This window comes from Curtobacterium sp. MCPF17_051, from assembly GCF_003234595.1.
GTDB lineage: Bacteria > Actinomycetota > Actinomycetes > Actinomycetales > Microbacteriaceae > Curtobacterium > Curtobacterium flaccumfaciens.
The window spans coordinates 158,686-172,450 of record NZ_QKSE01000009.1; the positions used below are offsets into that span (position 1 = coordinate 158,686).

Sequence of the window (13,765 nt, forward strand, 5' to 3'; positions counted from 1 at the left end):
GCGCTCAGAGCAGCTTGCGCTGCAGCGCCCACGCGGTCAGCTCGTGCCGGTTCGACAGCTGGAGCTTCCGCAGGACCTTCGACACGTGTGTCTCGACGGTCTTCACCGAGATGAACAGCTCCGTCGCGACCTCCTTGTAGGCGTACCCACGCGCGATGAGCCGCATGACCTCCTGCTCGCGGGCGGACAGGCGGTCCAGCTCGGCGTCGTGCTGCGCCGTCTCGCCGCTGACCGCTCCGAAGGCGTCGAGCACGAAGCCGGCCAGGCGCGGCGAGAACACCGCGTCCCCGTCCGCCACACGGGCCACGGCCTCGGCGACCTCGGCACTCGACGAGCTCTTCGTGATGTACCCGCGGGCGCCGGCGCGGATGACCCGCACCACGTCGTCGGCGGCGTCCGACACGCTCAACCCGAGGAACCGGGTGTCCGGGTTCTCCGGTGCCGACCGCGTGATCACCTCGGCACCGCCGCCGCCGGCGCCGCCCGGCAGGTGCACGTCGAGCAGGACGACGCGCGGGCGCGTGGCCGCGACGAGCGTCACGGCTTCGTCGACGGTCGCCGCCTCACCCACGACCTGGAGGCCCGGTGGCAGCCCGGCGCGCACGCCGGCTCGGAAGATGGAGTGGTCGTCGACGATCGCGACCGTCAACGGGGCGGGCTCGGTCATGCGTGCTCCTCGTCGTGGGCCGCGGGTGCGAGCGGCAGGGTCAGCCGGACCTCGGTGCCGGTGCGGCCCGGCCCCGGCGCGATGGTCGCGTGGCCGCCGAGGCGCTGCATCCGGCCGATGATCGACTCGCGGACGCCGTACCGGCCCGCGGGCACCGAGTCGACGTCGAAGCCCGGGCCGCGGTCGCGGATGCTGAGCTCGACCCGGTCGCCGGCGGTCTCGGCGTACACGCTCACGGTCCCGCCGGCGTGCCGGGCGGCGTTGAGCATCGCCTCGCGGGCGGCGGCGACGAGCCCGTCCGGCAGGTCGCTGCGGGCGGGTCCGACCGCGATGACCTCGATGCGGGCGGGGTACTCGGCCTCGATGTCCACGGCCGCGTCCCGCAGCTGCGTGCCGAGGTCGCGCGCCGGTTCCGCCTGCTCGGTGAAGAGCCAGGACCGCAGCTCGCGCTCCTGCGCCCGCGCCAACCGCGCCGCGTCCGAACCCGGCTCGGCCTTCTGCTGGATGAGGGCGAGGGTCTGCAGCACCGAGTCGTGCAGGTGCGCCGCGAACTCGGCCCGCTCGAGGTCGCGGACGCGGGCGGCGCGTTCCTCGGCGAGGTCGCGGACGAGTCGGACCACCCACGGGGCGACGACGACCGCGACCCCGACCAGGACGGCCACCGCGGCGGTGAGGACCGTCCAGACGTTCGGGCGGCTGCTCGTCGTGAAGAACAACAGGATGCCGAGGACGACGAGCACCAGGGCTCCGAGCGCCCGGACGACCAGGGCGGACGACCCGGCGGTGCGGACGTTGCGGAGCGCGTCGAACTGCCGCCAGGCGAGTGCGGCGCCGGTGACGACCACGACGGCGGGCACGACGACCTCGAGGGGGACCGCCGCGCCCATCCGTGCCGCGACGACGGCGCCGGCGGCCACGAGCAGGGCCACGCCGAGCAGGATCTCGACGACCGGGGCGCGCCGGGCGGACGCGGTGGCCTCGTCCTGGTCGACGTCGGCGGCAGGAGTCAGCACGGACTTGAGCGGTGCGCTCCCGGCGGTTGCCCCGGCGGCAGCGCTCGGCACGGTCGCCCAGAGCCAGGCGTAGAGCAGCAGCCCGGCGCCGCCGCAGACCACCAGGACCACGGTGGCGAGTCGGACGGCCCCGACCGGCAGCCCGGTGTGCGCTGCGAACCCGCTGCAGACCCCGCCGACGACCCTGGGGGTCGGGCGCGTCATCGTCGCGGTGGCCATGGGGCAATCCTGGCACCCGGACGGCGGTCGCAGCAGGGTCCGGGGCCGGGATCAGGGACCGGTCAGGGGGAACCCCGATGGTGTCGGCGCAGCACTGCCGGGATGCTGGTGGCCATGACCGATCACCAGCACGACTCCGCTCCCGGCGCCGCCGCCGGCAGCGCCGACTCGACGACCCGGTTCTTCGACTGGGTCCGCGGCCTCGGCATCGCGCGCACCGACGACCGCTGGCTCGCCGGCGTGTGCGGTGCCGTCGCCCGCCGCACCGGGCTCGACCCCCTCGTGGTCCGCGGCGTGACGATCGTCGTCGCGCTGCTGGGCGGGCCGGTTCTCCTCGCCTACGCCGTCGGCTGGGCGCTGCTGCCCGACACCGCCGGACGCATCCACGTCGAACGGATGATCCGCGGGGTCCTCGACCCGGCGCTCATCGCGATCGGCGCGCTCGCGGCACTGACCTTCGTGCCCGCGGCCCGGGGTCTCTGGTGGCAGGGGGTCCCGGACGCCTGGGGGATGCCCGGGTGGCTCGAGGCGACCCTGGCCACGGCTTGGAGCATCGTGCTCGTCGGCGGGATCGTGTGGCTCATCGTGGTCCTGTCCCGACGCGGGGTGGACGGCGACCGGACCACGAGCACCGGCACCGACCCGACCGCTGCACCGCGGGGCGACTTCTGGACCAGCCCCGACCAGCCGCGCCCGGCACGAGCCGCGTGGACCGCGGAGGCGACCGGTGCGACGGACGCGCGACGGGCCTCCTGGCAGTGGGACGTGCCGGCGAGCCCCGAGGACCGGCGACGGCGGCACGAGGAGCGGCTGCGCGCGGAACGGGAGCGGACGGCCGAGTGGCGTGCCGTGCGGTCGGAACGACGCCCCGGGACAGCGTACGTGGCGGTGTCCCTCGGACTCGCGCTCGTCGCCGGAGCCGGTGTCGCGGTCTGGGCGCAGCAGGTCGGGTGGTCCGTCCCGGTCCTCGGGATCGCGGCCGCGCTCGCGGTGCTGGCGGTCGCGACGATCGTCGCCGGGATCCGCGGCCGTGACGACGGCGTGCTCGGACTGTTCTCGACGGTCGCCGCGGTGGCCCTGGTGGTCACCGGGGTCCTGCCCGCCGGCACCCAGGTCTCGCTCATCGGCGGCACCACGTGGCAGGTCGAACGCGCCGCGTCGGGGACCGAACGGGACTTCGCGATGCTGGCCGGCGGTCCCACGCTGGACCTCCGCGGACTCGAGCCGTCGGCGGTCGGGGGCGACGTGCACCTGTGGTTGGGTGCCGGCGGAGCCGAGGTGCTGCTGCCGACCGACCTGCCGGTGCGGGTCGAGGTGAGCGGTGTCGGCTACGGGATCGACACCGGCGGAGGCGACGACGACGGCGCCGGCGGGGTGCTCCGGACCACCACGCTCGAGAACCGGGCGGCACGCACGGCCGATGCGGACGAGACGACGACGGTGCACCTGTGGGTACTCGGCGGTGGCGTCGAGGTGCCGCGGGCGTTCACGGTCGGCGAGTGAGGAGCGGGACGATGACGACGGACAGCACGACCAACGACAACCCGACGAACGACGGCACGACGAACGACGAGGCGACGGCACCGGTGGCCTCCCCGGTGGCTCCGGACGGGCTCGCCTGCCGACCCCGACGCGGTGGCGCACGCTTCGGCACGATCCTCTGGGGCGTGCTGCTCCTGGTGTTCGCCGGAGCGATGGCCGTGAGTGCGCTGCCGATGTTCTCAGTGGACACCACGACCCTGCTGTTGGCCGCCTGCATCGCCGCCGGTGTGCTGCTGGTCGTGGCGGGGATCGTGGCGGCCCTGTCCCGCACACGGCGCTAGTCGGACCGCTCCGTGCACAGGGCTGTCCGGGTGTGCACGGGGGTCACCCGGACGGCTTAGCATCATCCACGTGACCGCGACAGACGCCGAGCGGGCCGCCCAGCGCGACGCCACCGAGCAGCCCCTCGACCGCAGCACCCGCCTGCGCCGGTGGATGCTGCACGGGGCCGACCAGGGTGCCTCCCACCAGGGCCCGCACCAGGTCGAGGTCGAGAAGACCCACCCGTGGTGGCGGGTCATGTGCCTGACCGGCGTCGACTACTTCTCCACCCTCGGGTACCAACCCGCCATCGCCGCGCTCGCCGCGGGTCTGCTGTCGCCGATCGCGACGATCGTCCTCGTGCTCGTCACGCTGTTCGGGGCGCTGCCGGTCTACCGCCGGATCGCCCACGACAGCTTCCGGGGCGCCGGGTCGATCATGATGCTCGAGAAGCTCCTGCCGTGGTGGGCGGGCAAGCTCCTCGTGCTGGTGTTGCTCGGGTTCGCCGTGACGGACTTCATGATCACGATGACCCTTTCGGCGGCCGACGCCACGGCGCACATCGCCGAGAACCCGTACACGCCGCACTGGTTCACCGAGATCCCGGTGCCGCTCACCCTGGCGCTGCTGCTCCTGCTCGGCATCGTGTTCCTGCGCGGGTTCAAGGAGGCCATCGGCATCGCGGTCGGCCTCGTCGCGGTGTTCCTCGCCCTGAACGCGGTCGTCATCATGGTCTCGCTCTGGCACGTGTTCGAGAACCCGATGGTGGCGAGCGACTGGTGGTCCGGGCTGACGGCACAGCACAGCAACCCGCTCGTGATGGTCGGCATCGCCCTGATCGTGTTCCCGAAGCTCGCGCTCGGGCTCTCCGGCTTCGAGACCGGCGTCGCGGTGATGCCGCAGGTCCGCGGCGACGCCAGCGACGACACCAGCGACCGACCCGAGGGTCGGATCCGCGGCACCAAGCGACTGCTGACCGTCGCGGCGCTCATCATGAGCTCGTTTCTCATCACGTCGTCGATCGTGACGACGTTCCTCATCCCGCAGCACGAGTTCCAGCCGGGCGGTGGTGCGAACGGGCGTGCCCTGGCGTACCTGGCGCACGAGTACATGGGCGGGGTCTTCGGGTCGATCTACGACTTCTCGACCGTCGCCATCCTGTGGTTCGCGGGCGCGAGCGCGATGGCGGGGCTCCTCAACCTGGTGCCGCGGTTCCTGCCCCGCTACGGCATGGCGCCGCAGTGGGCGCGAGCGGTGCGTCCCCTCGTGATCATCTTCACGCTCATCGCGTTCGTCATCACGATCATCTTCCAGGCCGACGTCGACGCCCAGGGCGGCGCCTACGCCACCGGCGTGCTGGTGCTCATCACGAGTGCCGCGGTCGCGGTGACGCTGTCCGCGCGCCGCAAGCAGCAGCGCAAGCGCACCATCGCGTTCGGTGTGATCTCGGTCGTGTTCGTCTACACCACGGTCGCCAACGTCATCGAGCGGCCCGACGGCGTCCGGATCGCCGCGATCTTCATCATCGCGATCGTCGTGGTGTCGCTCGTCTCGCGCGTGCGGCGTTCGTTCGAGCTCCGAGCGTCGTCGATCGAGCTCGACGCGACCGCCCGGCAGTTCGTCGAGGCCGATGCCGACCAGTTCAGTTCGGTCTGCATCATCGCGAACGAACCCGGTGCCGGCACGGCCGAGGCGTACCGGGCGAAGGGGCGCGAGGAACGCCGCGACTCCGGCATCCCGGCCCGCGTGCCGACGATGTTCCTCGAGGTCCTGCCCGCCGACTCCTCCGACTTCGAAGAGGACCTGGTGGTCGAAGGCCACGTCATCCACGGGTTCCGCGTGCTCAAGGTCCGTTCCGGCAACGTCCCGAACACCATCGCGTCGACGCTCCTCGCCATCCGCGACATCGCCGGGGTGGTGCCGAGCATCTACTTCGAGTGGAACGAGGGCAGCCCGATCCGGAACGCCCTGCGCTTCGTGTTCACCGGCGCCGGCGACGTCGCCCCGGTGACGCGCGAAGTCCTGCGCGAAGCGGAACCCGAGGTCAACCGACGGCCGAGCGTCCACGTCTCGTGAGCCGCACACCGGGCGCGGGGCGCGCCTCCAGGCCCGTCGGCGGCCTGGCCGCGATCGCGGTCGCCGCGGCGGTGTGGGGCACCACCGGGACCGCGACGCACTTCGCGCCCGGTGTGCCGGCGTTCGTGTTCGGTGCGGTCACCTTCGGGCTCGGCGGCCTCGTGCTCGCCGCGACCGCGGGCCGGGGCACGCTGCGTGCCGTCGCGCAGCGCCGGACCCGCGGCTGGGCACTGCTCGGTGCCGCTTCGCTCGTGGTCTACGCGGTCGCGTTCTACGCGGCCCTCGCCGACGCCGGGGTCGCGCTCGGCACGACCCTGGCCATCGGCTCGTCGCCCGTCTTCGCCGGGCTGGTCGAGTGGGTCGCCGACCGCAGACGCGTCACCCGCCGGTGGGTCCTCGCCACCCTGGTGAGCGTGGTCGGCATGGTCGTCGTCACCCTCGCGCGCTCCGAGCACGACGGCGGCGGGCGGTCGCTCGCGGTCGGCGTCGGCAGCGCCCTGGTCGCCGGTCTGACGTACGCGCTGTACTCGTGGGCGGTGGCGCGGGGGATGCACGCCGCGACGAGCCGGATGCCGATCGCCGTCGGTCGCGCGGAGTCCGACAGCATGCGCGTCGGCGGGGACGTCGGGGTCGCCGCCGCACGGGCTGCCCGCGGGCCGAACGAACGCGGGCTCGTCGGCGCGGTGTTCGGGGTGGCCGCGGTGCCGCTCGTCGTGCTCGCCGTGGCGGCGGGCGGGCCGTTCCTGACCGACGCCGATAACTGGCCGGTGTTCCTGTACCTGGCGCTGGTGCCGACGGTGATCGGCCACTCGCTGTACGCGCTCGGGCTCCGGACGGTGACGGCGTCGGTCGCGACACTGCTGTCCCTGCTCGAGCCCGTCGTGGCCGCGGTCCTGGCGGTGCTCGTGGTGGGAGAGCGCCTGGGGCTCGGCGGATGGGCCGGCATCGTGCTGGTGGTGGCCGGGCTGTCCGTGCTGGCGCTGCCCGGGCGGCGGGCCCGCTGACGAGCAGCGGCGCCCCCGCGTCAGTCGGACCGGCGCCGACCCGGGAACGCCCGTCAGCCGTCCAGGATCTGGTCCCGCACCTTCCGCCGCAGCACCTTGCCGATCATCGAACGCGGCAGGTCCTCGACCACGACGACCCGGCGCGGCACCTTGTACGCCGCCAGGTGCTCGCGTGACCAGGCGCGGAGCGCGGCCCCGTCGAACGTCGCGGGGTCCTTCGGCACGACCGCGGCGACGACCTGCTCGTTGCCGCCCTGCGTGATGCCGACGACCGCGACCTCCTTGACGCTGGGGTGCTTCAGCAGGGTGTCCTCGACCTCGGACGGTGACACGTTGAAGCCGCCGGTGATGATGAGTTCCTTGAGGCGGTCGACGATCCGGACGTACCCGTCGGCGTCGATGGCCACGATGTCGCCGGTGCGGAACCAGCCGTCGGGCGTGAAGACCTCGTCGGTGGCCTCGGCCTTGCCCCAGTAGCCGCGGAACACCTGCGGGCCACGGACCTGCAGTTCGCCGGGCTCGTCGATGCCGAGCACCTTCGTGTCGTCGTCGGGGTCGACCACGCGCGCCTCGGTGGAGGACAGCGGCAGGCCGATCGATCCGAGTCGACGCTCGGGGGAGACCGGGTTGGCCATCAGGACCGGGGAGCACTCGGACAGGCCGTAGCCCTCGACCAGGTAGCCCTCGGTCCGGGCCTCCCACGGCTCGACGATGTCCTGCGACAGCGGCATGGCGCCGGAGATGCCGATCTCGATGCCCTTGAGCGACACCTTCGCCGAGTCGGCCGCGTGCTGCAGCCGGGCGTAGATCGGCGGCACGGCCGGCAGGAACGTCGGCGGGTGTCGCTTGATCGCCGTCAGGACCAGGGCGGGGTCGAACGCGGGGAAGAGCACGAGCCGCGAGGCCATGCTCATCGCGAAGGTCAGGCAGAGCGTCAGGCCGTAGGCGTGGAACATCGGCAGCACCGCGTACACGACGTTGTCGCCGCGGCGGATCTGCGGCACCCACGCACGGGCCTGCGCGGCGTTCGCCAGCAGGTTCCGGTGGCTCAGCACCGCACCCTTCGGGGTCCCGGTCGTGCCGGACGTGTACTGGATCAGCGCGACGTCGTCGGTGGCCGGCCGCGGGTGCCGCTTCGACAGCTTGCGGGTGTCGGCGAGGTCGTCCCACTTGACCGTGCCGCGCACCTTCGCCGTCAGCTTCGCGCGGGACTCGCGGGCCTTCGCGACCGGCAGGGCCAGGGCGAGCCGGGTGCTCCGGGGCATGGCACGGGTGATGTCCACCGAGACGATCGCGTCGAGGTGCACGTCGGCCGGGAAGTCCTGCAGCGTCGCGACGGACTTGTCCCACGCGATGGCGACCTTGGCCCCGTGGTCCTCGAACTGGTGACGGAGCTCGCGTGGCGTGTACAGCGGGTTGTGTTCGACCACGATGGCACCGAGCCGCAGCACCGCGTAGAACGCCACGATGTGCTGCGGGCAGTTCGGCAGGACGATGGCGACGCGGTCACCCGCTCCCACGCCGAGCTTCCGCAGGCCGTTCGCCGCGCGGAGGATCTGCTCCTCGAGGTCGGCGTAGCTCGTCGTGCGCTTGAAGAACTCGAGGGCGACCTGCCCGGGGAACTTCCGGGCCGACTGCTCGACCAGGTCGTACAGGGAACCACTCTGTTCCTCGATGTCGTGCGGGACCCCCGGGGCGTACGAGGCAAGCCAGGGACGAGGCGTGTCGATGCTCACCCGACCCAACCTAGTGGGCGACCCCCGTGCACGCTGGGAGGGCCACTTTGCGCGATGTCACCCCCACGCCCAGGTGACGGACGGAACATGACGACATGTCCGCTGTCTCCGACGTGTTCCGGTCCCGCCTCAACCAGACGTTCACGGGCGGTTCGACCGGTACGGAAGCCTGGATGGACGACCTGGAACACGGAACCGACGCGGGCTTCTTCGGTCCGGGCTCCGCCACGTGGGCGGTGCACGGCGGCAGCCACGGCATCGTCGCCGGCGTGCGGGCACTGCTCGTCCAGGCGCTGCACCCCGGCGCGCTCGCCGGTGTCGCCGACCACTCCCGGTACCGCGAGGACCCGTTCGGTCGCCTCGCGGGCACCAGCCGGTGGATCGCCACCGTCACGTACGGCGACCGGCAGACCGCCCGCAGCGGCAGCGACTGGGTGCTCCGCCTGCACGAGCGGGTCCGTGGGCAGTACGTCGACGCGCACGGCACGACCCGCCCCTACGCGGCCAACGACCCGGACCTGGCGCGCTGGGTACACCTCGCCTTCACCGACGCGTTCCTCCGCGCCGCCCAGCGCTGGGGAGGCCCGATCCCCGGGGGCGCCGACGCCTACGTCCGCGAGTGGGCGGAGGCCGGGCGCCTCATGCGCATCGTCGACCCGCCCGAGTCCGAGGCGGAGCTCCGTGCCCAGATGAACGGGTACCTGGACCGCGGCGAACTCCTGGTGGACTCGCGCACCCGGGACGTCGTCCGGTTCATCAAGGACCCGCCGCTGTCCCGCCTGCTGCGCCCCGGCTACCGGGCGGTGTTCCAGGGTGCCGTGTCCACGCTCGACCCGCGGCACCGGTCGCTGCTCGGACTCCGAGCGCCGGTCGTCGGCCCGGTGGAGCTGCCGGTCGTGCGGACCACGAAGCTCGTGCTCGACGGGATCGGCGCGGTGCTCGACGACCAGACCGGTTCCGAACGGGCCGCGCGGCGGCGCATCGCGCGGCTGCAGCGCGCTGACGGCAGCGCGGTCGCCTGACCACGGCGGTCACCGCGACAACCTGACGGACGGGAGGCACGGTGCCAGCTGGCACCGTGCCTCCCGTCCGCTCGTGGGGGCGTCAGAAACCCGACGGCACCCGGGGCGTGTAGGCGGACTCGAGTCGCGTGACCTCGTCGTCGGTGAGCGTCAGCGACGCTGCGGCCACCGCGTCGTCGATGTGGTGCTCCTTCGTCGCGCCGACGATGGGCGCGGAGACCGCGGACTTGCCAGCGACCCAGGCCAGGGCGACCTGCGCCATCGGGACGCCGCGCTCGGTGGCGACGGCCTCGACCGCGTCGACGATCGCACGGTTGGCGTCCTCGTCCTGCTTGTAGAGGGTCTTGCCGAACTCGTCGGTCTGCGCACGCGAACCCGACCCGGAGGCGTCCCAGGGGCGGGTGACGCGGCCGCGGGCGAGGGGGCTCCACGGGATCACGCCGACGCCGGTGTGCTCGCAGAAGGGGAGCATCTCGCGCTCCTCCTCGCGTTCGAGCAGGTTGTACTGGTCCTGCATGCTGACGAACTTCGTCCAGCCGTGGCGTTCCGCGGTGTGCTGCATCTCGGCGAACTGCCACGTCCACATGCTGCTCGCGCCGATGTAGCGCGCCTTGCCGGCCTTCACGACGTCGTGCAGGGCCTCCATGGTCTCCTCGACCGGCGTCACCGGGTCGAAGCGGTGGATCTGGTACAGGTCGACGTAGTCCGTGCCCAGCCGGGTCAGGGAGGCGTCGATCTCGTGCATGATCGCCGCGCGGGACAGCCCGGCTCCGTTCCGGCCGGGACGCATCCGGTTGAAGACCTTCGTGAAGACCTGGACGTCCTCGCGCGGAGCCAGCTCGGCCAGGAGCGTGCCGGTGATCTCCTCGCTGCTGCCGTCCGAGTAGACGTTCGCGGTGTCGAAGGTCGTGATGCCGGCCTCGAACGCGCGGCGGACGAACGGGCGGGCCTCGTCGATGCCGACGCTCCAGGCGTGTGAGCCCCGGTCCGGGTCGCCGTACGACATCATGCCGAGGACGACGCTGCTGATCTCGAGCCCCGAGTTGCCGAGGCGCTTCGTGTCGGTGGTCATGCAGTCACTCTGGCATCGCGGCCTGTGACGGCCAGCAGGCGGACCTGGAGCGGGGAGTCCTCGGTGACGTCGACCGGGGGTGCGTAGAGGCCGGTGGCGGCGAGGTCCTCGATCTGCGGCTCGAAGTACTCCCACACGGCGCGGACGAGCTCGTCGGGCAGGGACTCCTCGGTGCCGGTCGCCCGGGCGAGGTCCCACGTGTGGATCGTGATGTCGCTCGTCTGCTCGGTGAGGTACTGCGCGGCGGGCACGACGTCGGTGCTGAGGTGCACGGGGGTGTCCTGCGGCGCGTTCCGCCAGGCGTCGGTCGCGGCGGTGGCGAAACGGTGCCACTCGGCCACCAGGTCGTCGCCGATCGGCTCGAGGTCGGCCTGGGCCTGGGCGTAGTCGCACCCGGTCAGGAGCTTCGGGATCCAGCGCTGCTCGTCGACGACGTGGGCGACGAGGTCGCGGGTGGTCCACTCGGAGTCGGGGGTGGGGGCGTCCCAGTCGGTGACGGCGGCGACGCGGCGGCCGAACTCGGCTGCCGCGAGGGCCTGCATCGCGATCCAGTCGGTGGCCATGGTGGTGCTCCTGTTCGTCGTGCGGGCGTGTGCTCTCGGTGCAACTCGGGGTCCGGAGTGCGGATTCCCCTCGCTGCTGTCGTACAGGCCAACGTTACGCGGGGGCGGCGCGTGGCCGTCGCTCTTCCGCTCGTTCCCGCTGTCTCCCTTGCCCTTGCCCTTGCGCCTGCGCCTGCCTCTGCGCCTGCCTGCGCTGCCCCTGCCCTACCCTGCCCTGCGCTGCGCTTCCTCGTGCCTTCTTGCGCGAGCGGGCGAAATGCCGCACTTGTCGCCGCCGTGTCCCGGGCATTCCGCCCGCTCGGCCGCGCTTCCGATCTCGGCCGGGGTCGCTCGCACACTCCGCTCAAGTCCTTGGGCGAGCGGGCGAAATGTCCGGCGCGCCACGGGGACCGGCCTGGTGTTTCGCCCGCTCGTGGCGTGGGGGTGGGCGTGGGCGCGGGTGTGATTGCGGCGATCGGTGTCGACTTCGGTGCCGGCATCGGCGAGCGGGCGGAATGCCTGACGAACCAGGACGAAGCTCCGGGTATTTCGCCCGCTCGTGGTCGGGGGACCGGCGCGGGCAACGGAGAACGCCCCGACTCCGTGTGGAGTCGGGGCGTTCTTCTCGGGTTCGGGGAGTGCCGCTCGGTGCCCTCAGTCAGGCGTCGAGTCAGAGGTGGCTCAGGCCGCCTGGAGGACGAACTGGACGTCGAGGTTGATCGTGACGTCGTTGCCGAGCGTGAAGCCGCCGGCCTCGAGCGCCGCGTTCCAGTTCACACCGAACTCGGTGCGGTCGATCTTCGTGGTCGCCTCGGCACCGAACTTGACCTGGCCGTAGCCGTCCGTGGTGAACCCGCCGAGCTCGGCCTTGAGGACGACCGGCTTGGTGACGCCGCGCAGGGTCAGGTCGCCCGCGATGTGCAGGTCGTCGCCCTTCGCCTCGATGCTCGTGGAACGGAAGGTCAGCTGCGGGTGCTCCTCGGTCAGGAAGAAGTCGCTCGTCTTGAGGTGCTGGTCGCGCTGCTCCTGGCCGGTGTTGATCGACGCGACGTCGATGTTGGCCTCGACGGTCGACTCGAGCGGGTTCTCGGCGGTGACGACGGTGGCGTCGAAGGTCTCGAACTTGCCCTTGACCTTGCTGATGGCGAGGTGGCGGACCGAGAAGGTGACCTCGGAGTGGGTCGGGTCGATCTTCCAGGTGCCGGTCTTGTAGCCGGGAACGGTGTCAGCGGTGAGCGTCATGGTGGTCCTTCTTCCGAACGAGAGTCTGCGGTGCGACGCATTCCATGCGCCTGCATCGAGTTGATACTACGACAGTGTGCACCGTTTTGGTTGAAGCGTCAACCATTGTTCACCCAAGTGTCGCAAACCGCGTGTCGTGGGCTCCTCTGGCGCCGACTTGGAGCAGCCGACGGATGCGGTGCACGAAACGCTCGACCCCGTGATCGAGGTCGTCTGCTGTTGCTCTGACGAGCCACCAGTCGACGTCCTTGAGGTGCTCGCCGCGCGTGAGGTCCTTTCGGAAGCTGGCTGGATCGGTGCGGTGCAGATCGCTCTCGTACTCGATCGCGACCCTGGCATCGGGGTAGGCGAGGTCCACACATGCGATCCACCGCCCGTCGACGACGACATCGTGGTTGAGCGCCGGTTCCGGGAGTCCGCGGCGGACGAGTGCCAGCCGTGTCCGGGTTTCTCCGGGAGACCGAGATCCCCTCCGGATCTCATCGAGCGCGAGGCGGAGCTTCACGATGCCGCGGATGCCGCGTCGTCGTCGGACGGCCTGGGCGAGTTCGTCGAGTGTCGTCCAGCCGAGCCACCCCACGAGCGCATCGCCCGCGACGATGAGTTCGTCGAGTGTCAGCATCGAGCCCAGTGCGACGAACGTATCGGCCGGAGTGGTCAGTGGCACTCCTCGTGCGATCGTCGCGCGGACTGACCCGTACCGGGCCCGGTGGCCGACCGCGCCGCGAACCCGGAGCGCTTGGTCGGTCCCGATCGTCGTGACGTGCAACCGCTGGTCGCGTTCGAGGCGACGGGGCAGCGGGACGCCGATGATCGCTGCTGCAGTGACATGGCTGAACACCTGATCGGGGCGGAGCCGAGGAGCGAGTGCTCTCGCACGGTCATCCACGGACTCCGGTGGGAACGCTGATCGGATGCCGTGGAACGGGCGGATGAGATCGCGAGCGTCGAGTCGGCCACGCGAAACGCCGCGGTGCAGCGCATCGCGTACTCGGAACGAAGCGTCGCGGAGTGCCATCGGGAGTCGCCGTCTCGCGGTCATCTCCACAGCGTGACGGCGAGCCGGTCTTGCGGACGGGAGTCGGGCCTCCTTTGTGGACGGCTGGCCCGCTCTCGCCGCTGTGGAGGGACGGTTGCTTCCGCGAGCGGGCGAAACACCGTGCTCGCCGCCTGACCGAACGGCGGTGTTTCGCCCGTTCGCGCGGCCCGCTCGCCGACAGCTCTGGAATCGCTGCTCGGGACCCGCTGCACGGAAGCCGCCGCCGGGGTCGCGCCCGAGGCGAGCAGGCGAGCAGGCGAGCGGGCGACATGTCCGGGTGTGCCGTCGGGAGCACTCTGGCATTTCGCCCGCTCACGCCCCCCCCTGCCC

The 13,765-nt window shown here is 71.9% G+C and carries 12 protein-coding genes; 5 read left to right on the top strand and 7 right to left on the bottom strand.

The window, feature by feature from the left end:
* Positions 1 to 4: 4 nt before the first annotated feature.
* Positions 5 to 667, bottom strand: a complete 663-nt coding sequence (locus tag DEJ35_RS09050) for a response regulator transcription factor (RefSeq protein WP_111192602.1) — start codon at positions 665 to 667, stop codon at positions 5 to 7.
* Positions 664 to 1,899, bottom strand: coding sequence for an ATP-binding protein (locus DEJ35_RS09055; RefSeq protein ID WP_111090621.1), 1,236 nt, complete (start codon positions 1,897 to 1,899; stop codon positions 664 to 666). The genes DEJ35_RS09050 and DEJ35_RS09055 overlap by 4 nt, the downstream gene beginning before the upstream one ends.
* A gap of 114 nt (positions 1,900 to 2,013) precedes the next feature.
* Between DEJ35_RS09055 and DEJ35_RS09060 the strand changes: the two genes are divergently transcribed.
* The 4 genes from DEJ35_RS09060 (at position 2,014) to DEJ35_RS09075 (ending at position 6,782) form a co-directional block, all read left to right on the top strand.
* Positions 2,014 to 3,402: a PspC domain-containing protein gene (locus DEJ35_RS09060; RefSeq protein WP_181435553.1), complete on the top strand. Its 1,389-nt coding sequence runs from the start codon at positions 2,014 to 2,016 to the stop codon at positions 3,400 to 3,402.
* Positions 3,403 to 3,413: 11 nt separating this feature from the next.
* Positions 3,414 to 3,722 carry a hypothetical protein gene (locus DEJ35_RS09065; protein WP_110862713.1) on the top strand — a complete coding sequence of 103 codons (309 nt, stop codon included), beginning with the start codon at positions 3,414 to 3,416 and terminating at the stop codon, positions 3,720 to 3,722.
* Between the two features lie 154 nt (positions 3,723 to 3,876).
* Positions 3,877 to 5,778, top strand: a complete 1,902-nt coding sequence (locus DEJ35_RS09070) for an amino acid transporter (RefSeq protein WP_258370021.1) — start codon at positions 3,877 to 3,879, stop codon at positions 5,776 to 5,778.
* Positions 5,775 to 6,782: a DMT family transporter gene (locus tag DEJ35_RS09075; RefSeq protein ID WP_220035379.1), complete on the top strand. Its 1,008-nt coding sequence runs from the start codon at positions 5,775 to 5,777 to the stop codon at positions 6,780 to 6,782. The genes DEJ35_RS09070 and DEJ35_RS09075 overlap by 4 nt, the downstream gene beginning before the upstream one ends.
* A gap of 53 nt (positions 6,783 to 6,835) precedes the next feature.
* On the opposite strand, the gene DEJ35_RS09080 is transcribed toward DEJ35_RS09075, so the two are convergent.
* Entirely contained in the window at positions 6,836 to 8,518 is a 1,683-nt protein-coding gene (locus DEJ35_RS09080; protein WP_111090618.1) for a long-chain-fatty-acid--CoA ligase, read from the bottom strand.
* Between the two features lie 95 nt (positions 8,519 to 8,613).
* Between DEJ35_RS09080 and DEJ35_RS09085 the strand changes: the two genes are divergently transcribed.
* Entirely contained in the window at positions 8,614 to 9,540 is a 927-nt protein-coding gene (locus tag DEJ35_RS09085; protein WP_111090617.1) for an oxygenase MpaB family protein, read from the top strand.
* Positions 9,541 to 9,622: 82 nt separating this feature from the next.
* Here DEJ35_RS09085 and DEJ35_RS09090 read toward each other — a convergent pair whose 3' ends face one another.
* The 4 genes from DEJ35_RS09090 to DEJ35_RS09105 form a co-directional block, all read right to left on the bottom strand.
* On the bottom strand, positions 9,623 to 10,612 hold the full coding sequence (locus DEJ35_RS09090) for an aldo/keto reductase (protein WP_110862709.1): 990 nt from the start codon (positions 10,610 to 10,612) through the stop codon (positions 9,623 to 9,625).
* On the bottom strand, positions 10,609 to 11,175 hold the full coding sequence (locus DEJ35_RS09095; protein WP_027464629.1) for a TIGR03086 family metal-binding protein: 567 nt from the start codon (positions 11,173 to 11,175) through the stop codon (positions 10,609 to 10,611). Before DEJ35_RS09095 ends, DEJ35_RS09090 begins: the two co-directional genes overlap by 4 nt.
* A gap of 660 nt (positions 11,176 to 11,835) precedes the next feature.
* On the bottom strand, positions 11,836 to 12,396 hold the full coding sequence (locus DEJ35_RS09100) for a YceI family protein (protein WP_027464630.1): 561 nt from the start codon (positions 12,394 to 12,396) through the stop codon (positions 11,836 to 11,838).
* A gap of 109 nt (positions 12,397 to 12,505) precedes the next feature.
* Positions 12,506 to 13,414 (bottom strand): hypothetical protein, encoded by a 909-nt coding sequence (locus DEJ35_RS09105; protein ID WP_146244770.1) that lies wholly within the window; start codon positions 13,412 to 13,414, stop codon positions 12,506 to 12,508.
* Positions 13,415 to 13,765: the final 351 nt, after the last annotated feature.

Bases quoted from the DNA above. Each gene is read 5' to 3' on its own strand.
- DEJ35_RS09055 (WP_111090621.1), bottom strand. From the start codon at position 1,899: ATGGCCACCGCGACGATGACGCGCCCGACCCCCAGGGTCGTCGGCGGG.
- DEJ35_RS09065 (WP_110862713.1), top strand. From the start codon at position 3,414: ATGACGACGGACAGCACGACCAACGACAACCCGACGAACGACGGCACG.
- DEJ35_RS09105 (WP_146244770.1), bottom strand. From the start codon at position 13,414: ATGGCACTCCGCGACGCTTCGTTCCGAGTACGCGATGCGCTGCACCGC.
- DEJ35_RS09085 (WP_111090617.1), top strand. From the start codon at position 8,614: ATGTCCGCTGTCTCCGACGTGTTCCGGTCCCGCCTCAACCAGACGTTC.
- DEJ35_RS09095 (WP_027464629.1), bottom strand. From the start codon at position 11,175: ATGGCCACCGACTGGATCGCGATGCAGGCCCTCGCGGCAGCCGAGTTC.
- DEJ35_RS09090 (WP_110862709.1), bottom strand. From the start codon at position 10,612: ATGACCACCGACACGAAGCGCCTCGGCAACTCGGGGCTCGAGATCAGC.
- DEJ35_RS09070 (WP_258370021.1), top strand. From the start codon at position 3,877: ATGCTGCACGGGGCCGACCAGGGTGCCTCCCACCAGGGCCCGCACCAG.
- DEJ35_RS09060 (WP_181435553.1), top strand. From the start codon at position 2,014: ATGACCGATCACCAGCACGACTCCGCTCCCGGCGCCGCCGCCGGCAGC.
- DEJ35_RS09100 (WP_027464630.1), bottom strand. From the start codon at position 12,396: ATGACGCTCACCGCTGACACCGTTCCCGGCTACAAGACCGGCACCTGG.
- DEJ35_RS09050 (WP_111192602.1), bottom strand. From the start codon at position 667: ATGACCGAGCCCGCCCCGTTGACGGTCGCGATCGTCGACGACCACTCC.